Source organism: Enterococcus sulfureus ATCC 49903 (genome assembly GCF_000407605.1).
GTDB classification, from domain to species: Bacteria; Bacillota; Bacilli; order Lactobacillales; family Enterococcaceae; genus Enterococcus_G; species Enterococcus_G sulfureus.
Genome location: NZ_ASWO01000005.1, coordinates 511,099 through 528,690, shown reverse-complemented (window position 1 = coordinate 528,690; position 17,592 = coordinate 511,099). Strand labels below are relative to the sequence as shown.

20 protein-coding genes and 1 other RNA gene are annotated in these 17,592 nt (G+C 38.1%); 18 read left to right on the top strand and 3 right to left on the bottom strand.

Annotation, left to right across the window (positions count from 1 at the left end; all coding sequences use genetic code 11):
• Nucleotides 1-49 precede the first annotated feature (49 nt).
• From rsmD to nth, 9 genes are all read left to right on the top strand, one after another.
• Nucleotides 50-604, top strand: a complete 555-nt coding sequence (gene rsmD, locus I573_RS08595; RefSeq protein ID WP_016185404.1) for a 16S rRNA (guanine(966)-N(2))-methyltransferase RsmD — start codon at nucleotides 50-52, stop codon at nucleotides 602-604.
• A gap of 7 nt (nucleotides 605-611) precedes the next feature.
• Nucleotides 612-1,100 carry a pantetheine-phosphate adenylyltransferase gene (gene coaD, locus I573_RS08590; RefSeq protein ID WP_016185405.1) on the top strand — a complete coding sequence of 163 codons (489 nt, stop codon included), beginning with the start codon at nucleotides 612-614 and terminating at the stop codon, nucleotides 1,098-1,100.
• Nucleotides 1,097-2,140, top strand: a complete 1,044-nt coding sequence (locus I573_RS08585) for a SepM family pheromone-processing serine protease (RefSeq protein ID WP_016185406.1) — start codon at nucleotides 1,097-1,099, stop codon at nucleotides 2,138-2,140. Before coaD ends, I573_RS08585 begins: the two co-directional genes overlap by 4 nt.
• Before the next feature lie 53 nt (nucleotides 2,141-2,193).
• On the top strand, nucleotides 2,194-2,577 hold the full coding sequence (locus I573_RS08580; RefSeq protein WP_016185407.1) for a DUF1149 family protein: 384 nt from the start codon (nucleotides 2,194-2,196) through the stop codon (nucleotides 2,575-2,577).
• Nucleotides 2,578-2,594: 17 nt separating this feature from the next.
• Complete coding sequence (locus I573_RS08575) at nucleotides 2,595-2,972, top strand: VOC family protein (protein ID WP_016185408.1); 378 nt, start codon at nucleotides 2,595-2,597, stop codon at nucleotides 2,970-2,972.
• A 155-nt stretch (nucleotides 2,973-3,127) separates the two neighbouring features.
• Nucleotides 3,128-4,063, top strand: a complete 936-nt coding sequence (gene cysK, locus I573_RS08570; RefSeq protein ID WP_016185409.1) for a cysteine synthase A — start codon at nucleotides 3,128-3,130, stop codon at nucleotides 4,061-4,063.
• 99 nt (nucleotides 4,064-4,162) lie between these two features.
• A complete protein-coding gene (locus tag I573_RS08565; protein WP_016185410.1) occupies nucleotides 4,163-4,606 on the top strand; it encodes a Fur family transcriptional regulator in 444 nt (147 codons plus the stop codon).
• A gap of 71 nt (nucleotides 4,607-4,677) precedes the next feature.
• On the top strand, nucleotides 4,678-5,379 hold the full coding sequence (locus I573_RS08560) for a DnaD domain-containing protein (RefSeq protein ID WP_016185411.1): 702 nt from the start codon (nucleotides 4,678-4,680) through the stop codon (nucleotides 5,377-5,379).
• 3 nt (nucleotides 5,380-5,382) lie between these two features.
• On the top strand, nucleotides 5,383-6,045 hold the full coding sequence (gene nth, locus I573_RS08555; RefSeq protein ID WP_016185412.1) for an endonuclease III: 663 nt from the start codon (nucleotides 5,383-5,385) through the stop codon (nucleotides 6,043-6,045).
• A gap of 111 nt (nucleotides 6,046-6,156) precedes the next feature.
• On the opposite strand, the gene I573_RS08550 is transcribed toward nth, so the two are convergent.
• Together I573_RS08550 and recU are read right to left on the bottom strand one after the other, a co-directional pair.
• Nucleotides 6,157-8,535, bottom strand: a complete 2,379-nt coding sequence (locus I573_RS08550; RefSeq protein ID WP_016185413.1) for a PBP1A family penicillin-binding protein — start codon at nucleotides 8,533-8,535, stop codon at nucleotides 6,157-6,159.
• Complete coding sequence (gene recU, locus I573_RS08545) at nucleotides 8,525-9,142, bottom strand: Holliday junction resolvase RecU (RefSeq protein ID WP_016185414.1); 618 nt, start codon at nucleotides 9,140-9,142, stop codon at nucleotides 8,525-8,527. Before recU ends, I573_RS08550 begins: the two co-directional genes overlap by 11 nt.
• Nucleotides 9,143-9,203: 61 nt before the next feature.
• Between recU and I573_RS08540 the strand changes: the two genes are divergently transcribed.
• The 7 genes from I573_RS08540 to I573_RS08515 all read left to right on the top strand — a co-directional run bounded on the left by I573_RS08540 (nucleotide 9,204) and on the right by I573_RS08515 (nucleotide 14,508).
• Nucleotides 9,204-9,746 carry an SLOG family protein gene (locus I573_RS08540; protein ID WP_016185415.1) on the top strand — a complete coding sequence of 181 codons (543 nt, stop codon included), beginning with the start codon at nucleotides 9,204-9,206 and terminating at the stop codon, nucleotides 9,744-9,746.
• 77 nt (nucleotides 9,747-9,823) lie between these two features.
• Nucleotides 9,824-10,273 (top strand): cell division regulator GpsB, encoded by a 450-nt coding sequence (gene gpsB / locus I573_RS08535; RefSeq protein WP_016185416.1) that lies wholly within the window; start codon nucleotides 9,824-9,826, stop codon nucleotides 10,271-10,273.
• A gap of 42 nt (nucleotides 10,274-10,315) precedes the next feature.
• An RNA gene (rnpB, locus tag I573_RS11415) (RNase P RNA component class B) lies at nucleotides 10,316-10,686 on the top strand.
• A gap of 64 nt (nucleotides 10,687-10,750) precedes the next feature.
• Nucleotides 10,751-11,917, top strand: coding sequence for a THUMP domain-containing class I SAM-dependent RNA methyltransferase (locus I573_RS08530; RefSeq protein ID WP_016185417.1), 1,167 nt, complete (start codon nucleotides 10,751-10,753; stop codon nucleotides 11,915-11,917).
• 19 nt (nucleotides 11,918-11,936) lie between these two features.
• Nucleotides 11,937-13,439 carry a carboxypeptidase M32 gene (locus tag I573_RS08525; protein ID WP_016185418.1) on the top strand — a complete coding sequence of 501 codons (1,503 nt, stop codon included), beginning with the start codon at nucleotides 11,937-11,939 and terminating at the stop codon, nucleotides 13,437-13,439.
• On the top strand, nucleotides 13,436-14,074 hold the full coding sequence (locus tag I573_RS08520) for an HD domain-containing protein (RefSeq protein ID WP_016185419.1): 639 nt from the start codon (nucleotides 13,436-13,438) through the stop codon (nucleotides 14,072-14,074). The genes I573_RS08525 and I573_RS08520 overlap by 4 nt, the downstream gene beginning before the upstream one ends.
• 74 nt (nucleotides 14,075-14,148) lie before the next feature.
• Entirely contained in the window at nucleotides 14,149-14,508 is a 360-nt protein-coding gene (locus tag I573_RS08515; RefSeq protein WP_016185420.1) for a hypothetical protein, read from the top strand.
• Nucleotides 14,509-14,544: 36 nt separating this feature from the next.
• Here I573_RS08515 and I573_RS08510 read toward each other — a convergent pair whose 3' ends face one another.
• Nucleotides 14,545-14,847: a hypothetical protein gene (locus tag I573_RS08510; RefSeq protein WP_016185421.1), complete on the bottom strand. Its 303-nt coding sequence runs from the start codon at nucleotides 14,845-14,847 to the stop codon at nucleotides 14,545-14,547.
• A gap of 80 nt (nucleotides 14,848-14,927) precedes the next feature.
• On the opposite strand from I573_RS08510, the gene I573_RS08505 reads away from it, so the two are divergent.
• Together I573_RS08505 and I573_RS08500 are read left to right on the top strand one after the other, a co-directional pair.
• A complete protein-coding gene (locus tag I573_RS08505) occupies nucleotides 14,928-16,082 on the top strand; it encodes a VanZ family protein (protein WP_016185422.1) in 1,155 nt (384 codons plus the stop codon).
• Between the two features lie 58 nt (nucleotides 16,083-16,140).
• A complete protein-coding gene (locus I573_RS08500; RefSeq protein ID WP_016185423.1) occupies nucleotides 16,141-17,493 on the top strand; it encodes a DEAD/DEAH box helicase in 1,353 nt (450 codons plus the stop codon).
• The last annotated feature ends 99 nt before the right edge of the window (nucleotides 17,494-17,592 follow it).

The window sequence follows — 17,592 nt, the reverse complement described above, 5'->3', positions numbered from 1 at the left end:
AGTTGGGAACTTTTCCTGACTCTTTTTAATTTGAGAGAAGGAGCAGTATATGAGAGTAGTAGCAGGTGAGTATGGTGGACGTCGTTTAAAAAGTTTAGTAGGAAATAACACACGTCCAACAACAGATAAAGTAAAAGGGGCTATTTTTAATATGATCGGGCCATATTTTGATGGGGGGATCGTATTGGATCTTTTTTCAGGTAGCGGAGGATTAGCGATTGAAGCCATCTCCAGAGGAATGGATCACGCATATTGCGTGGATAAACATTATCCAGCTATCCAAATAATTAAGGAAAATATCGCCATTACAAAAGAAGAACAAAAATTTACCCTTTGGAAAATGGATGCCAAGCGTGCATTAGCTAAATGTGAAGAAGAACAATTAATCTTCGATTTGATTTTACTAGATCCCCCTTATGCGAAACAAGAAATTTTAGCACAAATGGAGCAATTCCTTGCACTAGGTTTAGTCAGTGAGCAAACCCGGATCGTTTGTGAAACAGATCGTAGTGTGCAATTACCTGAACAAATTCCTGGCTATACATTATTACGTCATCAAGAATACGGGATGACAGCAATTGATATTTATCAAGTAAGAAAGTAGGAAGAATATGGAAAAAATTGGTTTATTTCCTGGAAGCTTTGATCCGATTACTTTAGGTCACTTAGACTTGATCAAACGTAGCGCGGCAATTGTAGACCATTTATATGTCGGTGTATTTCAAAATACGCATAAGGTGGGCCTATTTTCCAACCAAGAGAAGGTAGACCTAGTGAAAAAATGTGTATCCGATTTAGAAAATGTGACGGTGATTGCCCAGGAATCAGAATTAACGATTCAAACCGCAACTAAGTTACAAGCAACTGTACTATTTCGAGGGATCCGTTCGGTTAAAGATTATGAATATGAACGCGATATTGCGTTGATGAATCACGATTTAGCCCCTACGATCGAGACGATTATTTTATTTTCAAAACCTGAATATGCGCATATCAGCTCAAGTCTGATTAAAGAAATTTGGCATTTTAATGGAGAGATTAACTCTTTTGTTCCCCGAGATGTAAAATTAGCTCTAGAGCATAAAGGAGCAGATGCATGAAACAAACACATTGGAAACTAAAAAGCGGTGTGATCGTGCTGATCATGATGGGTGTGATTGGTGCTTTTTTACCATTACCTTATTATATTGAAGAGCCAGGTTCGACCATTAATTTAAAGGAACTGGTCACTGTTGATCAAAAAGAAGATACACAATCTGGCGAATTTGCTTTAACTTCAGTTGGAATCCGTCAAGCCACACCATTTAGATGGCTTGCAGCCAAATTTTCTAATTTTGATGAGATCGTATCTCAAAAAGAGTTTTATGGCGAAGCGACTAGTGAAGAATATGATCAAATGCAAGCTTATTATATGCAATCTGCGCAAAATAACGCCATTCAACAAGCATTATCTTTGGCGAATAAACCCTATACCTGGCAGTATAAAGGAGTCTATGTGATGTCAATTGACGCGCATTCCAGTTTTTATGGAAAGATCCAAGTCGGGGATACCGTGACCAAAGTAAATGGTCAAGCTTTTGAAAATAGTCAAACATTTATGGAAGCGATTCGTTCAAAAAAAGTCGGAGAAGACGTGACCATAACGTACTTGCACGATGGTAAAACCTTAGATGCGAAGGGAAAATTAATTGAATTATCCGAAACGAAAAAACCTGGAATTGGGATTACATTAGTTGATCATACAGAAATCGAGTCTAGTATCCCTGTAGCATTTCATGTAGAAAATATTGGAGGTCCTTCTGCTGGACTGATGTTCACTTTAGAAATTTACGAGCAAGTCACACAACAAAACCTACGTAAAGGAAAGAAAATCGCAGGTACAGGAACTATCGATGAAAAAGGGCAAGTGGGTCGCATTGGAGGCATTGATAAAAAAGTAGCTAGTGCAAGTCAAGCAGGATTTGAGATCTTTTTTGCTCCAGACGACGCGATTACAGATGAGGAAAAAGAACAAGACCCGACGATCAAATCGAATTATGAAGAAGCCAAACAGGCTGCTAAAACGTTAGGTACGACAATGAAAATTGTGCCTGTAAAGACGGTACAAGATGCTCTGGACTACTTAAAGACACTAACGTAAAGAAAAAAGTATGGTATACTGGATACAGAAAATGAAATTAAGGACGTGACTATATGGAAATCAAGCGCCAAAAACCAATCGTGGAACAATATCATTTTGATATGAAAAATCCGGAAGAAAAAGTGGAAACTTCACTTCAAGTAGGATTTATGCCACTTACACCACCAGATGAAGACTACCCAAAAGAAAATAGTATTATCGGAGCTCGTTTAGAATTTACAATTGATTTTCCAGAATTCGTGCTACGTGGTGCTGTAGGTCAGGTCAATCATATTGTCAATCATCAGATTACAAAAGCCGAAGATATTTCAAAAGAAGAAGCAGATGATTTAGTAGCGCCGCTATTTGATCTCGTTCAACGTTTGACTTATGAAGTAACTGAAATCGTAACAGATGAGCCTGGAATTAAATTAAATTTTAATTCACAAGTCGAATAGAAGTAAAGGAGTTTAATATGTTTTCAAATATTTTGCAGTTGATGCTATATGTATCAGATGTCGAAACCGCTTCACGATTTTGGCAATCTTTAGGTTTTTTAGAAGTAAGTCGTCAAGATATGGAAGGCACAACGATAGTTGAATTGGCATTAAATGAAGCTTCGGGTGTGCACTTTGTTTTGTATGATCGTGAATTTTTCATGGAACATTCACCAGGTGTTGTGACAAGTACACCTTCGATTATGTTTACTACAGAAGATATCGACACGCTATATCAAAATGTCCTCTCAACTGAAGTAGAAGTCGGAGACCTCATCCAGTTAGAAAACCAACTAGTATTCAATTTCGCTGATCCAGATGGCAACTATTTTGCGGTCACTAGCATCGAACAATAAAATGAGTTATGTATTTATCTATCCCTATAGAACTGATTCTATAGGGGTTTTTTCGTCTAAATAGTGAAAAGAAGAGGTTGTGATAAAAAAAAAGTATTAGCCGAGAAAGGACTAGATAAGATACAGTGGTAAAAAGTAAAAAAGGAGCTAAATATATGAGTATTTACGAATCGATTACACAATTAGTTGGGCAAACCCCTGTTGTATCGTTGCCAACATTAACGCAAGAAAATGAAGCGACGGTTTATTTAAAATTAGAATCATTCAATCCGGGAAGTAGTGTCAAAGATCGAATCGCCCTAGCGATGATTGAACAAGCTGAAGCAGAGGGGCATTTAAAACCTAATGGAACGATTATCGAACCGACATCTGGTAACACAGGTATTGGGTTAGCGATGATTGGCGCAGCTAAAGGATATCAAGTGATTTTGGTCATGCCAGATACGATGAGTATCGAACGACGCAAATTAATGTATGCCTATGGCGCAAAAATCGTCTTGACTCCTGGTAGTGAAGGAATCAAAGGATCGATTGCAAAAGCACGTGAATTAGCGGAAGAACATCATTATTTTATGCCTTTACAATTTGAAAATGAAGCCAATCCTAACATGCATGAGCAAACAACCGGTCCTGAGATCGTGAGCGATTTTAAAGAAATTGGCTTAGATGCTTTTGTGGCAGGTGTTGGTACCGGTGGAACGATTACAGGGAGCGCAAAGGTACTGAAAAAAGCTTTTCCGAATATCCAAATCGTAGCTGTAGAACCTAAAGAGTCAGCAGTATTATCGGGAAATGAGCCTGGGCCTCATAAAATCCAAGGAATTGGAACTGGTTTTGTGCCTAAAGTATTAGACCAAACGATTTTGGATGAAGTGATCGCCATCTCAAGTGAAGAAGCGATGGAAGTAGCACGAGACGTTGCAACAAAAGAAGGGATATTGATTGGGATTTCTTCTGGAGCAGCAGTTGCTGGCGCGTTACGAGTCGCGAAACAGTTAGGGGCAGAAAAAAACGTTCTAGTCGTGATTCCAGATAACGGTGAACGGTATCTTTCTACTGCATTATATGAGACAAACGAAACAAGAGATTAGTGAGAGATTCTCACTAATCTCTTGTTTTGTTTTGACAAAATTCTAGATAAAACTAGAAAAACATAGTATGATAGAAAAGAAAGAGAGGGTGAATGACTCGTGGTCGAAAAATTAGAACAAGCGATTCATGCATTGAAACATGACAATGTGCGTATCACGCCCCAGCGAACAGCGATTTTAGAAGTCTTAGTACATCAACATACCCACCCAACAGCAGAAGAGATTTATCGCGCGATTGCGCCGAATTTCCCAGGTATGAGTGTGGCAACTGTATACAATAATTTACGATTATTTAGTCAATTAGGTTTTGTCACAGAAATGAAATATGGTGATGGTGCGAGCCGCTTTGATTTCACAACATCGCCGCATTATCACGCAATTTGTACCCAATGTGGGAAAATTACAGACTTCAAATATCCTCAATTAGATGATGTCGAGATTGCTGCAAGCAAATTAACTGGTTATACGATTCAAGAGCATCGTTTAGAAGTGTATGGTCTTTGTCCAGACTGTCAAAAAGCTTCAGTAGGTGGAATCGAATAGCTACAATCACGTGAAAAGAAGTCGATGATCGATCATCGCTTCTTTTTCTTTTCGTTAGAAGGAGGAAACTCATGAAACTGACCGCATTTTATCAAATGGGACAAACGATCGTCCCAAATTTATTGATTCAACATTATCCTAAAATCGGAATGGAGCATGAAGAATTTGTGTTATGGATTCAATTATATGCGCGTTACCATAAAGGAGAGGCGTTTCCAGATTTAAAAGAGGTCGCACAAGATTTAGAAATGGATATTCAAGTAGTCTATCAATTACTCAATCAATTGATTACCAAACAACTGATCAGTATCCAAGCAAAACGCTCGGATTACGGTCAATTAAATGATGAATTATCTTTTGAACTGATGTATCAAAAGCTAGAACAACTTGCTTCACAATTAGACCAAAAGGCGACGCAAAGTAATCAAAGTATGCAGATGAGTCAACTTTATCGCACGTTTGAAGAAGAATTTGGTCGACCGTTATCAAGTATTGAGTTCCAGCGGATCAAACAATGGCTCCAAGAAGATCATTATGCGATTGAGTTGGTCGAATTGGCTTTGAAAGAAGCGATTTTAAATCAAGTCTACAACTTAAATTATATTGATCGCATTTTGCTTGCTTGGGAAAAGAAAAATATCCGTACAAAAGAGCAAGTAGAAGCTGCCCAAAAAGATCGTCAACGTAGTTTATTGCAACAACAAACCCGGACTGAAAAAAGTGAACAAGAGTTACCGAAAGTAACCTTACATAATTGGTTAGAAGGAGAATAAGTGATGATTAGCAAGGAAACGACACGTGTGGTGATTGAAGAAATGTTTGCGTTATTTCCAGATGCACATGGAGAATTGGTATGTGCGAATGAATTTGAACTTTTGATTTCTGTAATGTTGAGTGCCCAAGCTACAGATATTTCGGTCAACAAAGTCACACCTGCCTTATTTAAACGTTATCCGACACCAGAAGCAGTCGTTGCTTCTTCGGTAGATGAAATCATCCCCTATATCCGTTCGATCGGCTTGTATCGTAACAAAGCAAAAAATATTTATGCTTGTTGCCAAGCATTATTGGATCATTTTGACGGACAAGTACCTAAAACTAGAGAAGAGCTGATGTCTCTTGCTGGAGTGGGACGAAAAACAGCAGATGTCGTATTGGCTGATGCATTTGGAATACCTGCTTTTGCAGTAGATACGCACGTTGAGCGTATCAGTAAGCGATTGCGTATTTGTCGTTTAAACGCTTCTGTTTTAGAAGTCGAAGAGACACTGATGAAAAAAATCCCTGAATCATTATGGATCAAAACACACCATACGATGATTTTTTTCGGACGATACCATTGTACAGCGCGTGCTCCAAAATGTGAAACTTGTCCCGTTTTAACTTACTGTCAAGAAGGCAAATTTCGAATGCGAAAAAAACTATCCACGACTTCATAAATAAAAAGCCTCTCAAACATTTAATGTTTGAAAGGCTTTTTATTGTGATCGTCAGAAAGTTAATAAAAAAGTGGAGCAGAGAAATCTGCTCCATTTTTAGATTAGTGAACACTAGGGAGTTTGAGGTGAATTCGCTTGACCATTACCTGTTTGCCCTGCGTTATTTCCGTTATTATTTTGAGGTGTTACGGGTGTCGCAGGTTCACTGCTAGCCGGTACTTCACTACTTGCTGGTGTTTCTGGAGTAACTGATTGACTTGGTGTCGTTTCTTCTGGAACTTGGCTACTACTTTCTTGTGAAGAGACACTAGCAGAAACTTCAGGAGCCGATGAACTTGATTCTTTTGTACTAGCACTACTTTCTTTGGTCGATTCTTTTGTATACACTGTTTCGTCCTTACTGCTTTGTTTCGTCTGTGTATTGTTTTTTGAGTTATTTGGTGCTTGAACCGAAGTACTATAACTATCTTTGAAATAAAGTTCATTTCCTACACGAACGACGTCATCTGGTTGCGCAAAGTCTTCTTGTGTATCGAATGAAGCGGAGATATAGCTCATCAATTCACGGTAAACGTCTGTTGCAACATGTGACGATAGATTCGTTACGGGTGTTAACGGATCAAGATATCCGATCCATACAGCCATCGAATAATGCGGTGTAAAACCGACGAATGTCGTATCAGGATAAACAGAAAGTCCGTAAGGGGCATCCACTTTAGCTAATTGATCATCTGTATAGTTTGATGTTCCTGTTTTCCCAGCTTGGTATAATCCATCGATTGCTGCATTGCTTCCTAGACCAGTAATGACATCTTTTAAAATATCTGTGATCATATAAGCTGTTCCAGGTTGCATAACACGAGTTCCTTTTGCTTCAAAGGTATCTTCAGTCCCGTCTTGGTAAACAATCTTATTGACATATTGTGGAGGATAATAGGTTCCACCGTTAGCAAAAGCAGCGTATGCAGCAGCCATTTTTAGACTAGAAACACCGTATTTTGTCCCATCTTGCTTTGTATTACTTGAAATAGCATTCGCTTGAGTCAAGTCTTCATATTGAATATCTAAACTTTTTAGGAATTTTTCAACATCCGAAGCACCAACATCCATAAATAATTTTGCTGCAGGTACATTACGTGATTCTGAAAGAGCTGTACGTAATGTGATATTTCCCATATATGAGCTATCCCAGTTATTTACGGCAACGTCTGATCCTTCATAATCATAAGGTGCATCGGCAATATATTTGCCAGTAGAGTAGTGTAGATGCTCAAAAGCTGGTGCATAATCAGTAATTGGTTTTACTGTAGAACCAAAGTCCCGGGCGGTGTTGATCGCTAAGTTTTGATCGCCGACCTGTCGATTACGGCCGCCAAGTTGTGCGACGACTTTTCCAGAATCTACATCGATTACAGTAGAGGCGATTTGCATTTCATCATCTGGATAATCAACATATTCTTGTGTATTGGCAATATCATACAATTTCTTTTGAGCTTCTAAATCTAAGTTTGTATAGACTTCTAAGCCATCTGTGTAGAGGTCTTTTCCTGTTTTTTCTTTGATTTCTGCGCTGACTTCTGTGATATAGTTGTCGTAATATTTCCATTCATCGTTTTCAGTATCAAGGGGTTTTAAGCCTTCTGAAATATCGGTGTTTTTTGCTTCTTCATACTGTGCTTGTGTGATTTTATCATTATCAAGCATCGCTTTTAAAACTAAATCTCTTCGTTGCTTTGCTGCATCTTTATTCACATAAGGATCATAATAAGAAGGTGCATTCGGTAGTCCAGCTAAAAGTGCTGTTTGAGCTAAAGAAAGCTTATCAAGTGATTTTCCATAATACGCTTCACTAGCTGTTTCCATCCCGTATAAGCCATTAGCCATATACACTTTATTGATATAGTACGTTAAAATCTCTTGCTTCGATTTTTTACGCTCAAGTTGAATGGACAGCCACGCTTCTTGGGCTTTACGTTTTAAGGTTTGATCTGACTCATTCGTGGAAAAGTAAGATAATTTGATCAACTGCTGAGTCAAAGTACTCCCACCTTGTTTGGTTCCACGAAAAATATTATTTACAGCCGATCCAACGATTCGGATAGGATCAATCCCAATATGTTTATAAAAACGACGATCCTCGATGGAAACGATAGCATCTTCTAATAATTGTGGCACTTCATTGGCAGAAATTTTTTCGCGATTTTCAGAACCAATATCGATAAAATTTTCTCCATTAGCTGCGTATAATTTAGAAGATACTGTGGCATCTAATTTATTATCCGCTAAGGCGGGGGCGTTTTTAGCATAGAATCCAAAAATGCCAATCCCGATCAAAAAAAGTAGACAAAGCGTAAAAACGCCTCCTAAAATCAGGTTACGAAACAGATGCTTCTTCGGTTTCTTTTTTTTAGGTGTCTGTTTAGACGGTCTTGACGAAGGTCGAGACGCTTTGGTTGTCTGTCGGCGTGATGTCCGTGACTCATTTGCCATGTGTGTTTTGCTCCTTTGTTTGTAAATACTGTTCAACACCTAGAAGGTAAGGGATCTGTGGTGCAAATCCGAGTGTTAACTCGATGCCCTGTTCTTCTAAAAATGTGAGTGTCAATGATTGTCGCTCTCGTGATTCCCATTGTTCAAGTAACATTTCTCCATCAAGAAAAAAACAGCGTTGTAAACTAGAAAACCATAAAAGTACAAAACAAATCCCTTTTTGGGCGATGCAAGCTTTGATATGATCCAATTGATGCTGATGAAAGTTTCGCAATGGAAATGAGGTTTTGTTTTTTGTTTCTTTTGCCTCGAAATCTAAATAATATCCTTGATACACCCCATTATAATCTGTTGTCGAGGCCTCTTTGAAATAGGCTTCTTTGATAACCGCCGCACTTCGTTTTGGATAATCGACAGTTACGATTTGGATAGGGGTCGGTTTTTTATGGACAACCGCTAGATTGCGTTGTGCATAATAACGGTTACTGGCATTGATTGCTTCTTCTAAGACCATTCCACGATTGGCGAAATTGGGTTTACGCTTTTTCGATGGTATACTAGAAGTTGTAGTCACTGCTTTTTGGCCGTTGGGATAATGAAAGACCATAAAATCACACTCCTAACTACAGTATACCAAAAAACAAAAGATAAAGAAAAGGGGGAAGGCGATGCAGACCAGTCAGACGATCTTGATTAGTGGTTATCGCAATTACGAAATCGGGGTCTTTCAAGAGAAAGATCCAAAAATTGCAGTCATTAAAAAAAGTTTAAAATCTTCTTGCATTCAATTAATTGAAGAAGGGGCCACCTGGTTTTTAATTTCAGGTGCATTAGGTGTCGAAGTATGGGCGGCTGAGGTGATCTTAGAATTAAAACAAGAATATGAGGTCTCTTTGGGCGTAATTTCTGCTTATACTGAGTTTTATGCTAAATGGAATGAAAAAAACCAACAAGTCATTCAAACGATCTTAGAGCAAGCAGACTTTGTAGATGCGGTAAGCCGTAAACCTTATGAGTCACCACAGCAATTGAAAAATCATACTCAATTTTTGTTGACGCATACAAATGGCTGTCTTCTTCTTTACGATGAAGAATATCCCGGGAAAAGTCAGTATCTTTTAGCCGATGCCAAGCGCTATCAACTTGAGCATTCTTATGAAATTCTTTATATTACGATGGATGATTTGCAAAATGCGGCATATTCTGACTAAATGTGTTTGATTTCTGTAGTAATTTTCGATATGATAGGGGAGTATGAAATTGTATTCAATTTAAAAGAGGTGTAAACATGGCAAATTTGATCTATTCTCCGAAAGATATCTTACAGCAAGAGTTTAAAAACAAAATGCGTGGATATGATCCAGTCGAAGTAGATGAATTTTTAGATAACATTATCAAAGACTATGAAACGTACGCAAAAGAGATCGTATCTTTGCAAGAAGAAAACGATCGTTTACATGCTAAAATCGCACAATTAAGCAAAAATCCAGTAGCAACACCAACACCACGTGCACAAGTAAGTGAACAACCAAAAAGTCAAACTGTGACAAACTTTGATATTTTGAAACGATTATCAAATCTTGAAAAAGAAGTATTTGGTAAAAAATTACAACAAGATACTAGTGCTGTAAAAGAAATCAAAATCGAAGAAAAAACAGAACCTGTTCAACCTGTTATCACATCAAATTATACACAAGCAGATCTAGAAGATGACAATGAGCGAACACGTCAATTTTAATCGTTAGAACGATAGTCAATAAAATATAACGAGAACAGTGTGATTTTTAGATAATCGCGGTCTACTAGATGTAGGCTGAGGAAAGTCCATGCTCGCACAAGCTGCGATGCTTGTAGTGTTCGTGTCTGGCGAAACCATAAGCCAGAGTACAGCAATGTAACGGCAGGAAAAAAAGCTAAGGCATTTGCTATGCTTGAGTACCCTTGAAAGTGCCACAGTGACGAAGCGATCGGAGAAATCTTATCGGTGGAACGCGGTAAACCCCTCGAGCGAGCAACCCAAACAATGGTCGGGGCGCTTTTTGGAACGGAAAGATAAAGAACGGAACCAAAGAGGCAAGAAATTGCAGATAGATGATTATCCAAGTTGAGTTGCTCCCTGTAACTTGACTGGACAAAACATGGCTTATAGAAAATCACACGAATCAGGGAAATCCTTCCAAATTGGAAGGTTTTTTTTATCATTAAGGAGAGAAAAATGAATCCAAATCAAACATTTCAATTAGTCGCAACAGCAGCAAGTGGATTAGAAGCATTAGTCGGAAAAGAATTACGAGATATGGGCATTGACTGCACCGTAGAAAATGGGCGTGCCCGTTTTGAAGGAACAATCGAAACGATCGCTAAAGCCAATCTATGGTTGCGTACGGCCGATCGAATCAAAATTGTCGTTGGTGAATTTGATGCCGTGACGTTTGAAGAATTATTCCAACAAGTCAACGCATTGCCTTGGGAAGACTTCTTGCCACTTGATGCAGAATTTCCAGTAGCTGGAAAATCGATCAAGTCGACGTTATATAGTACACCAGATTGTCAAGCCATCACGAAAAAAGCCATTGTTAATCGCTTACGTGAGTACTACCATCGTCCCACAAGTGTGCCATTAGCAGAAACTGGAGCGTTATTTAAATTAGAAGTCGCGTTATTAAAAGATCACGTGATGGTGACACTCGATACGACAGGTCCAAGTTTATTTAAACGCGGCTATCGTTTGGATAAAGGTGGTGCGCCATTAAAAGAAAATATGGCAGCCGCTTTAGTGATGTTGACCAATTGGCGTAAAGATCGTCCGTTTGTAGATCCAGTATGTGGATCAGGTACGTTATGTATTGAAGCTGCATTGATTGGACACAATATTGCACCAGGATTTAATCGTAGCTTTGCCTGTGAAGCGTGGGATTGGGTCGATAAAGAGGTGTTTGCAAAAGTGCGCGAAGAAGCAGAAGCACAAGCAGACTACGATATTGAATTAGATATTATGGGATCTGATATCAATGGCCGTATGATCGATATTGCAAAAGCGAATGCGGATGAAATTGGCTTAGGCGATTCCATCGTCTTCAAACAACAAGCTGTAAAAGATTTTAAAACCGATAAAGAATACGGTGTGATCGTAGCCAACCCTCCTTATGGTGAACGTTTAGGCGAAGAAGAGTCTGTGCGTCAACTGTATAAAGAAATGGGACAAGCATTTAAACCATTGGATACGTGGAGTAAATATATTTTAACAAGCGACTTATTATTTGAAGAGTTCTACGGTCAAAAAGCAACGAAAAAACGTAAACTATACAATGGTGCTCTACGTACGGACTTGTTCCAATATTGGGGCAAACGACCACCTAGACCTGCCAAACCAACCGAATAATCGAGAGGATGAGTAAAAAATGAATGAACAAATTTTCTTACAAGAATTAAAAGAATTAGATTTATTGCAACAAGCGATGACGGTAATCGACTGGGATTCTCAAACAGGAATGCCTGAAGCAAGTAGTGAGTACCGTGGTGAAACGATGGGCTATTTATCTAGTATTTACTTTGAGAAAAAAGTAGGGCCAAAAATCAAAGAAGCGCTTGATTATTTTGAAGCTCATCCAAACGAATTGTCTGAAGTTGGCCAAGCAGCCTATCGACTTGTGAAAGAGGACTATGAACTAAATCATGCCGTACCAAGTGAGTTGATGGCTCAATATTCGGCAGCAACTTCAAAGGCGCATACGGCATGGTTAAATAGTCGTGAACAAAACGATTTTGATGTCTTTAAAGCAGCTTTAGCTGAAAATATCCGCTTGACAAAAGAATTGATTCCTTATTGGCGTCGTACAGAAAAAACACCTTATGACGTCTTGTTGACGCAATATGAACCGAATATGACAACAGAAATTTTAGACGAAGTATTTGCAACGCTTCGTGATGGAATTATGGATATTCGCCAAACACTAGAGGAAAAAGGGACTGTACCGGATACAACGATTTTGTCTCGCTATGTATCAAAAGCGCAACAAGAAACATTTATTCGCAATGTCATTACGCAATTGGGCTATGATTTTTCTCGTGGTCGTTTAGATGATACAATCCATCCATTTGCCACTGGCATCAACCACCGTGATGTTCGGATCACGACACGATGGAACGAGCATGATTTTTCGATGGCGACATTTGGTGTGATTCACGAAGCAGGCCATGGCATGTATGAACAAAACATTGATGAAAAATATGAATACACACCAGCTCATGAAGGTGCATCAATGGGAATCCACGAATCACAATCGCTTTTTAATGAAATTATTATCGGAAGCAATCGTGCTTTTTGGGAAAAACAGTATCCATTATTTCAAACGTGCACAGAAGGGACATTTGATGATGTTCCATTTGATGAATTTTATGCAGCATTGAAAAAAACGCAAGCTAGTTTAGTGAGAATCGAAGCCGACAGTTTGACGTATCCATTGCACATTATTATTCGATACGAAATTGAAAAAATGATGTTTAACGAAGAAGTAGCTATCGACGAATTACCAAAAATTTGGAACGATAAATATGAAGAATATTTAGGAATCCGTCCGGATACAGATCTTGAAGGAATCTTACAAGATGTTCATTGGTCAGGCAGTAGTTTTGGATATTTCCCATCTTATGCGCTAGGGTATATGTATGCGGCACAATTGTTCCATGCAATGAAAAAAGAACTAGATGTCGATGCGATCTTAGCTTCTGATGATTATGCACCGATTAAACAGTGGTTAACAAAACACATTCATCAATATGGAGCAAGTAAAAAACCAAATGAATTGATTTTAAATGCAACAAATGAGCCTTTGAATCCACAGTATTTACTAGAATACATGCGTGATCTTTACTTTACTGTGTATCAGGTGCCTTCTAAATGAATCGACTTGCTATAGTTCAAGAATACGCAAAACAACAGCTAGCACAAGATCAAACAGGGCATGACTATGCTCATGTTTCACGAGTAGCACATTGGGCCAAAGTGATTTTAGAAACAGACTATCCGACTGCAGATCCTTTTATCACATTAAGTGCAGCCTATGTACATGATGTCATCGATGATAAAGTCGTTTGTGACGTGGATACAGCAAAGCAATCATTGCGTCATTTTTTAACGACAGTCGCCACAGAAAACGAGTGTCAATTGATTTTTGATATTATTGAACACATGTCATTTTCAGCAAATTTAACAGTAAAACAGAAGTTATCGATTGAAGGACAAATTGTTCAAGATGCAGATCGACTAGATGCTTTAGGTGCTTACGGGATTTTAAGAACGGCTTATTATGGGGGAAGTCATGGACATCCGATCTATGATGAAAACATCAAAGTCAACTTAACCCAAGACAAAGCAACGTACCGTAAAGGAACGACAGTAATCAATCATTTTTACGAGAAACTTTTTCTACTGATCGATCAAATGAACACGCCAACTGGAAAAAAAGAAGCGCAACGTCGTGAACGATTTATGAATGAATTTTTAACTGAATTTTATCACGAGCTCGATTTTGATTAAAATTTCAACAAAATGAGTCACTTTAGTTTCTTTTCTTTATACTTTTCATATAATGAAGATAAGGAGAGGATACCATGTTTTTTCAACAAGCGATGAAGCCTAAAGAATTATTGTCTGTATTGCCACATGTGTCCGAGTGTTTCTTTGTTGTCAATGTTCAATTACCAGATCGTACGTATCAATTAGCTGTTTACAAATACCAAGAAAGTTATTTTCGTATTCAAGATATGCGTGTGTTTCATCAAGTATATGCAATTGTCAATCAAACACAAGGCGATGAAGAGCAGCTACTGCCTTTTATCGAGCAAGCTTTAGAAGATAATTTGTATCGCACGCTAGCCGAATGGTTGATTCAAGTCGACCTATCCGTACTATCCGTATTGCCTACGGTTCAAGCCTTAGATCTTGTTTACTATGAATTTATCGAGAATTAAAAAAACCAGACTATTTTAGTCTGGTTTTTCCATGCATTACGTAGTTTTCCATTCTTTATAGACGATAATGCAACTTATGACGAATAAAATAATCCCTATACCTAATGTTGTCCATAATAGTGAAGGATTATAGCCATAGACGGCAGTTAGATTTTGTTGTTTTCCGACCCGATCGGCCTCATTTAGGATTTGAATACTGAGTACGATGAGAAAACCTGAAATAATAACTAGAACAAAACTTAGATAAGGAATCGTCGAATAATGGCGAATCCCTAAAAATAAACAATAGAGAACACATAAAAAAATAGGGATTCCAAATGCAAAAATAGGATATAACATGTCAACACCTCCATGTTAAGAATACTCTTTTTTTTGAAAAATGGAAACCCTAGTCAATTTTGAAAGAAGAAAGGATTTTTATGTTTACTGCGTATACTGAGCCCATTAAAATTGCTATAATTGTCTTTCCCTTTTTAGCACTGTTGATTTCATTGCCTTTTTTTATTCTTCAATATCGTAAATATGGTCGCTTTTTATTTATTCGTGCCGTTGTCTTGTATTCGTTTGTTTTTTATTTACTCTGTTCCTATTTTCTCGCTATCTTACCTTTACCAAGTCGCGAAGCAGTCGCACAATTAACGACGCCAAAGTATGAATTGATGTTAGGAAAATCACTTCAAGACTTTTTGGCTCAGACAGTGTGGCGTCCGACCGATATCCATACCTATTTACCTGCTTTAAAGCAGTCTGTTACATTAGAACCATTATTTAATTTGCTGTTCTTCTTCCCATTAGGTGTGTATTTGCGGTATTATTTTCGCTTTTCTCTAAAGAAGGTCGTGCTTATTTCATTTTTATGGTCGCTCTTTTTTGAAACGACACAACTGACCGGTTTATATTTTATCTATCCACGACCGTATCGTTTATTTGATGTTAATGATCTACTACACAATACACTAGGTGGTGTGATTGGCTATTTTAGTGCGCCTTTAGTCATGATCTTATTCCCAACACGCAAAGAAATGGATCAGAAGTCAAAAGAACTAGGCAATATTGTGACCTATCCTAGACGGTTTATCGCTTTTTTGATCGATTGGGGTATTATTTATATAGTCCGAACGGTGCTCGCTGTTTTTTTACATGTGTTGCATTTGACAGCGAATGAATCTTGGACGACTAGTTATTGGACGTATTTGATTACGATTATCATATACTTTATTGGATGTACGTATGTGACAAAAGGATATACGATCGGAAAGAAATTAGTCAAAATACGTGTTGTCGATACGACCGGTGAAGCACCAAGTTTTAAAGACTGTCTTGTTCGTTATGGATTGCTATATGGTATTTATGGTAGCCTCGCACAAGTATTGGTACTGCTTAATCCTTATATTCCCACTAGCGAAGGCATGGCATTAGTGATCTTATTGATGCTGACACTCTTTTTATTTTTACTCCAAGCTTTATTTATCGGATCGATCGCTTGGGCGATTTTTAAGAAAGAACGTCGTTTGTTTTATGAGAAAAAATCACAGACAAGCGAGATAAGTATGACGAATTCAGAAACAAAATAGGAAGTTCTTGGAGAATATGGTATAATCCAAAAGATGTTAAAAGAAAGAAGGTGCTCAAATGTCATTTGAAACATTTGCATTTCAGCCGTTTATTTACGAAGCACTTGCTGAAAAGAAATTTACACAACCGACTCCGGTACAAGAAAAATTGATTCCGGTTATCCAAAAAGGCAAAAGTGTTGTCGGGCAATCCCAAACTGGAAGTGGAAAGACCCATACATTTTTATTGCCGTTATTTGATAAAATCGATTCGACTAAAGAAGAAGTCCAACTTGTAATCACAGCGCCGAGTCGCGAACTTGCCACACAAATCTATACAGCAGCGAAACAATTGGCAACACATGCGACTCCAGAAATCCGTGTTACGAATTTTGTTGGAGGGACCGATAAAAAGCGTCAAATCGATCGCTTAGCGAGTCAACAACCTCAAGTTGTGATTGGAACACCTGGCCGAATTTTAGATTTGATCAATGAGCGTGCATTAAAAGTGCATACTGCTTCGGCTTTTGTAGTCGATGAAGCAGACATGACTTTAGATATGGGATTTTTAGAAGAAGTCGATAAAATTGCCTCTCATTTACCTGAAAAGTTACAAATGTTAGTCTTTTCAGCTACGATCCCTGAGAAATTGCGTCCATTTTTGAAAAAATATATGCAAAATCCAGTAATTGAAGAAATCAAAGCACATGCTGTGATTTCTGATACGATTGAAAATTGGCTTATTTCTACAAAAGGGAAAAATCAAGACCGTTTGATTTATCAATTACTGACAACAGGCCAACCGTATTTGGCGATCGTGTTTGCCAATACGAAACAACGAGCAGATGAAATTACCACGTATTTGCGTGAAAAAGGACTTAAAGTCGCGAAGATCCACGGAGGTATCCCACCACGTGAGCGTAAACGTGTTATGCGCCAAGTTCAAAACTTAGAATATCAATTTGTTGTCGCAACTGACCTTGCAGCACGTGGGATCGATATCGAGGGAGTGTCGCATGTAATCAATGCAGATATTCCGGAAGACTTGGATTTCTTTATTCATCGTGTTGGACGTACTGGACGTAATCAATTACATGGGACGGCCATTACATTATATGAGCCAAGTCAAGATGAATTGATTACTGCAATCGAAGATCTAGGTGTTGATTTCCAACCAAAAGAAATCAAAAATGATGAGGTTGTAGATACTTATGATCGTAATCGTCGTAAAAAACGTGAACAGAAAAAAGCAGATGAGCTAGATCCAACGTTGATTGGTCTAGTGAAAAAGAAAAAGAAAAAAATCAAACCTGGATATAAGAAAAAAATTCAATGGGAAATCGATAAAACGAAGCAACAAAAACGTAAAATCGAACGTCGTCAAGAAACAAGACAAGCCCGTAAACATAAGAAAAAATCAAGCCAAGGTTAATCAAAAAGAGGGTGTGACAGAAATCTGTCACACCCTCTTATGTTGTTTCAAAAAGCAACTTCAAGAAATGAGCCAAATTATGCCCGAAATAGGAGGGAA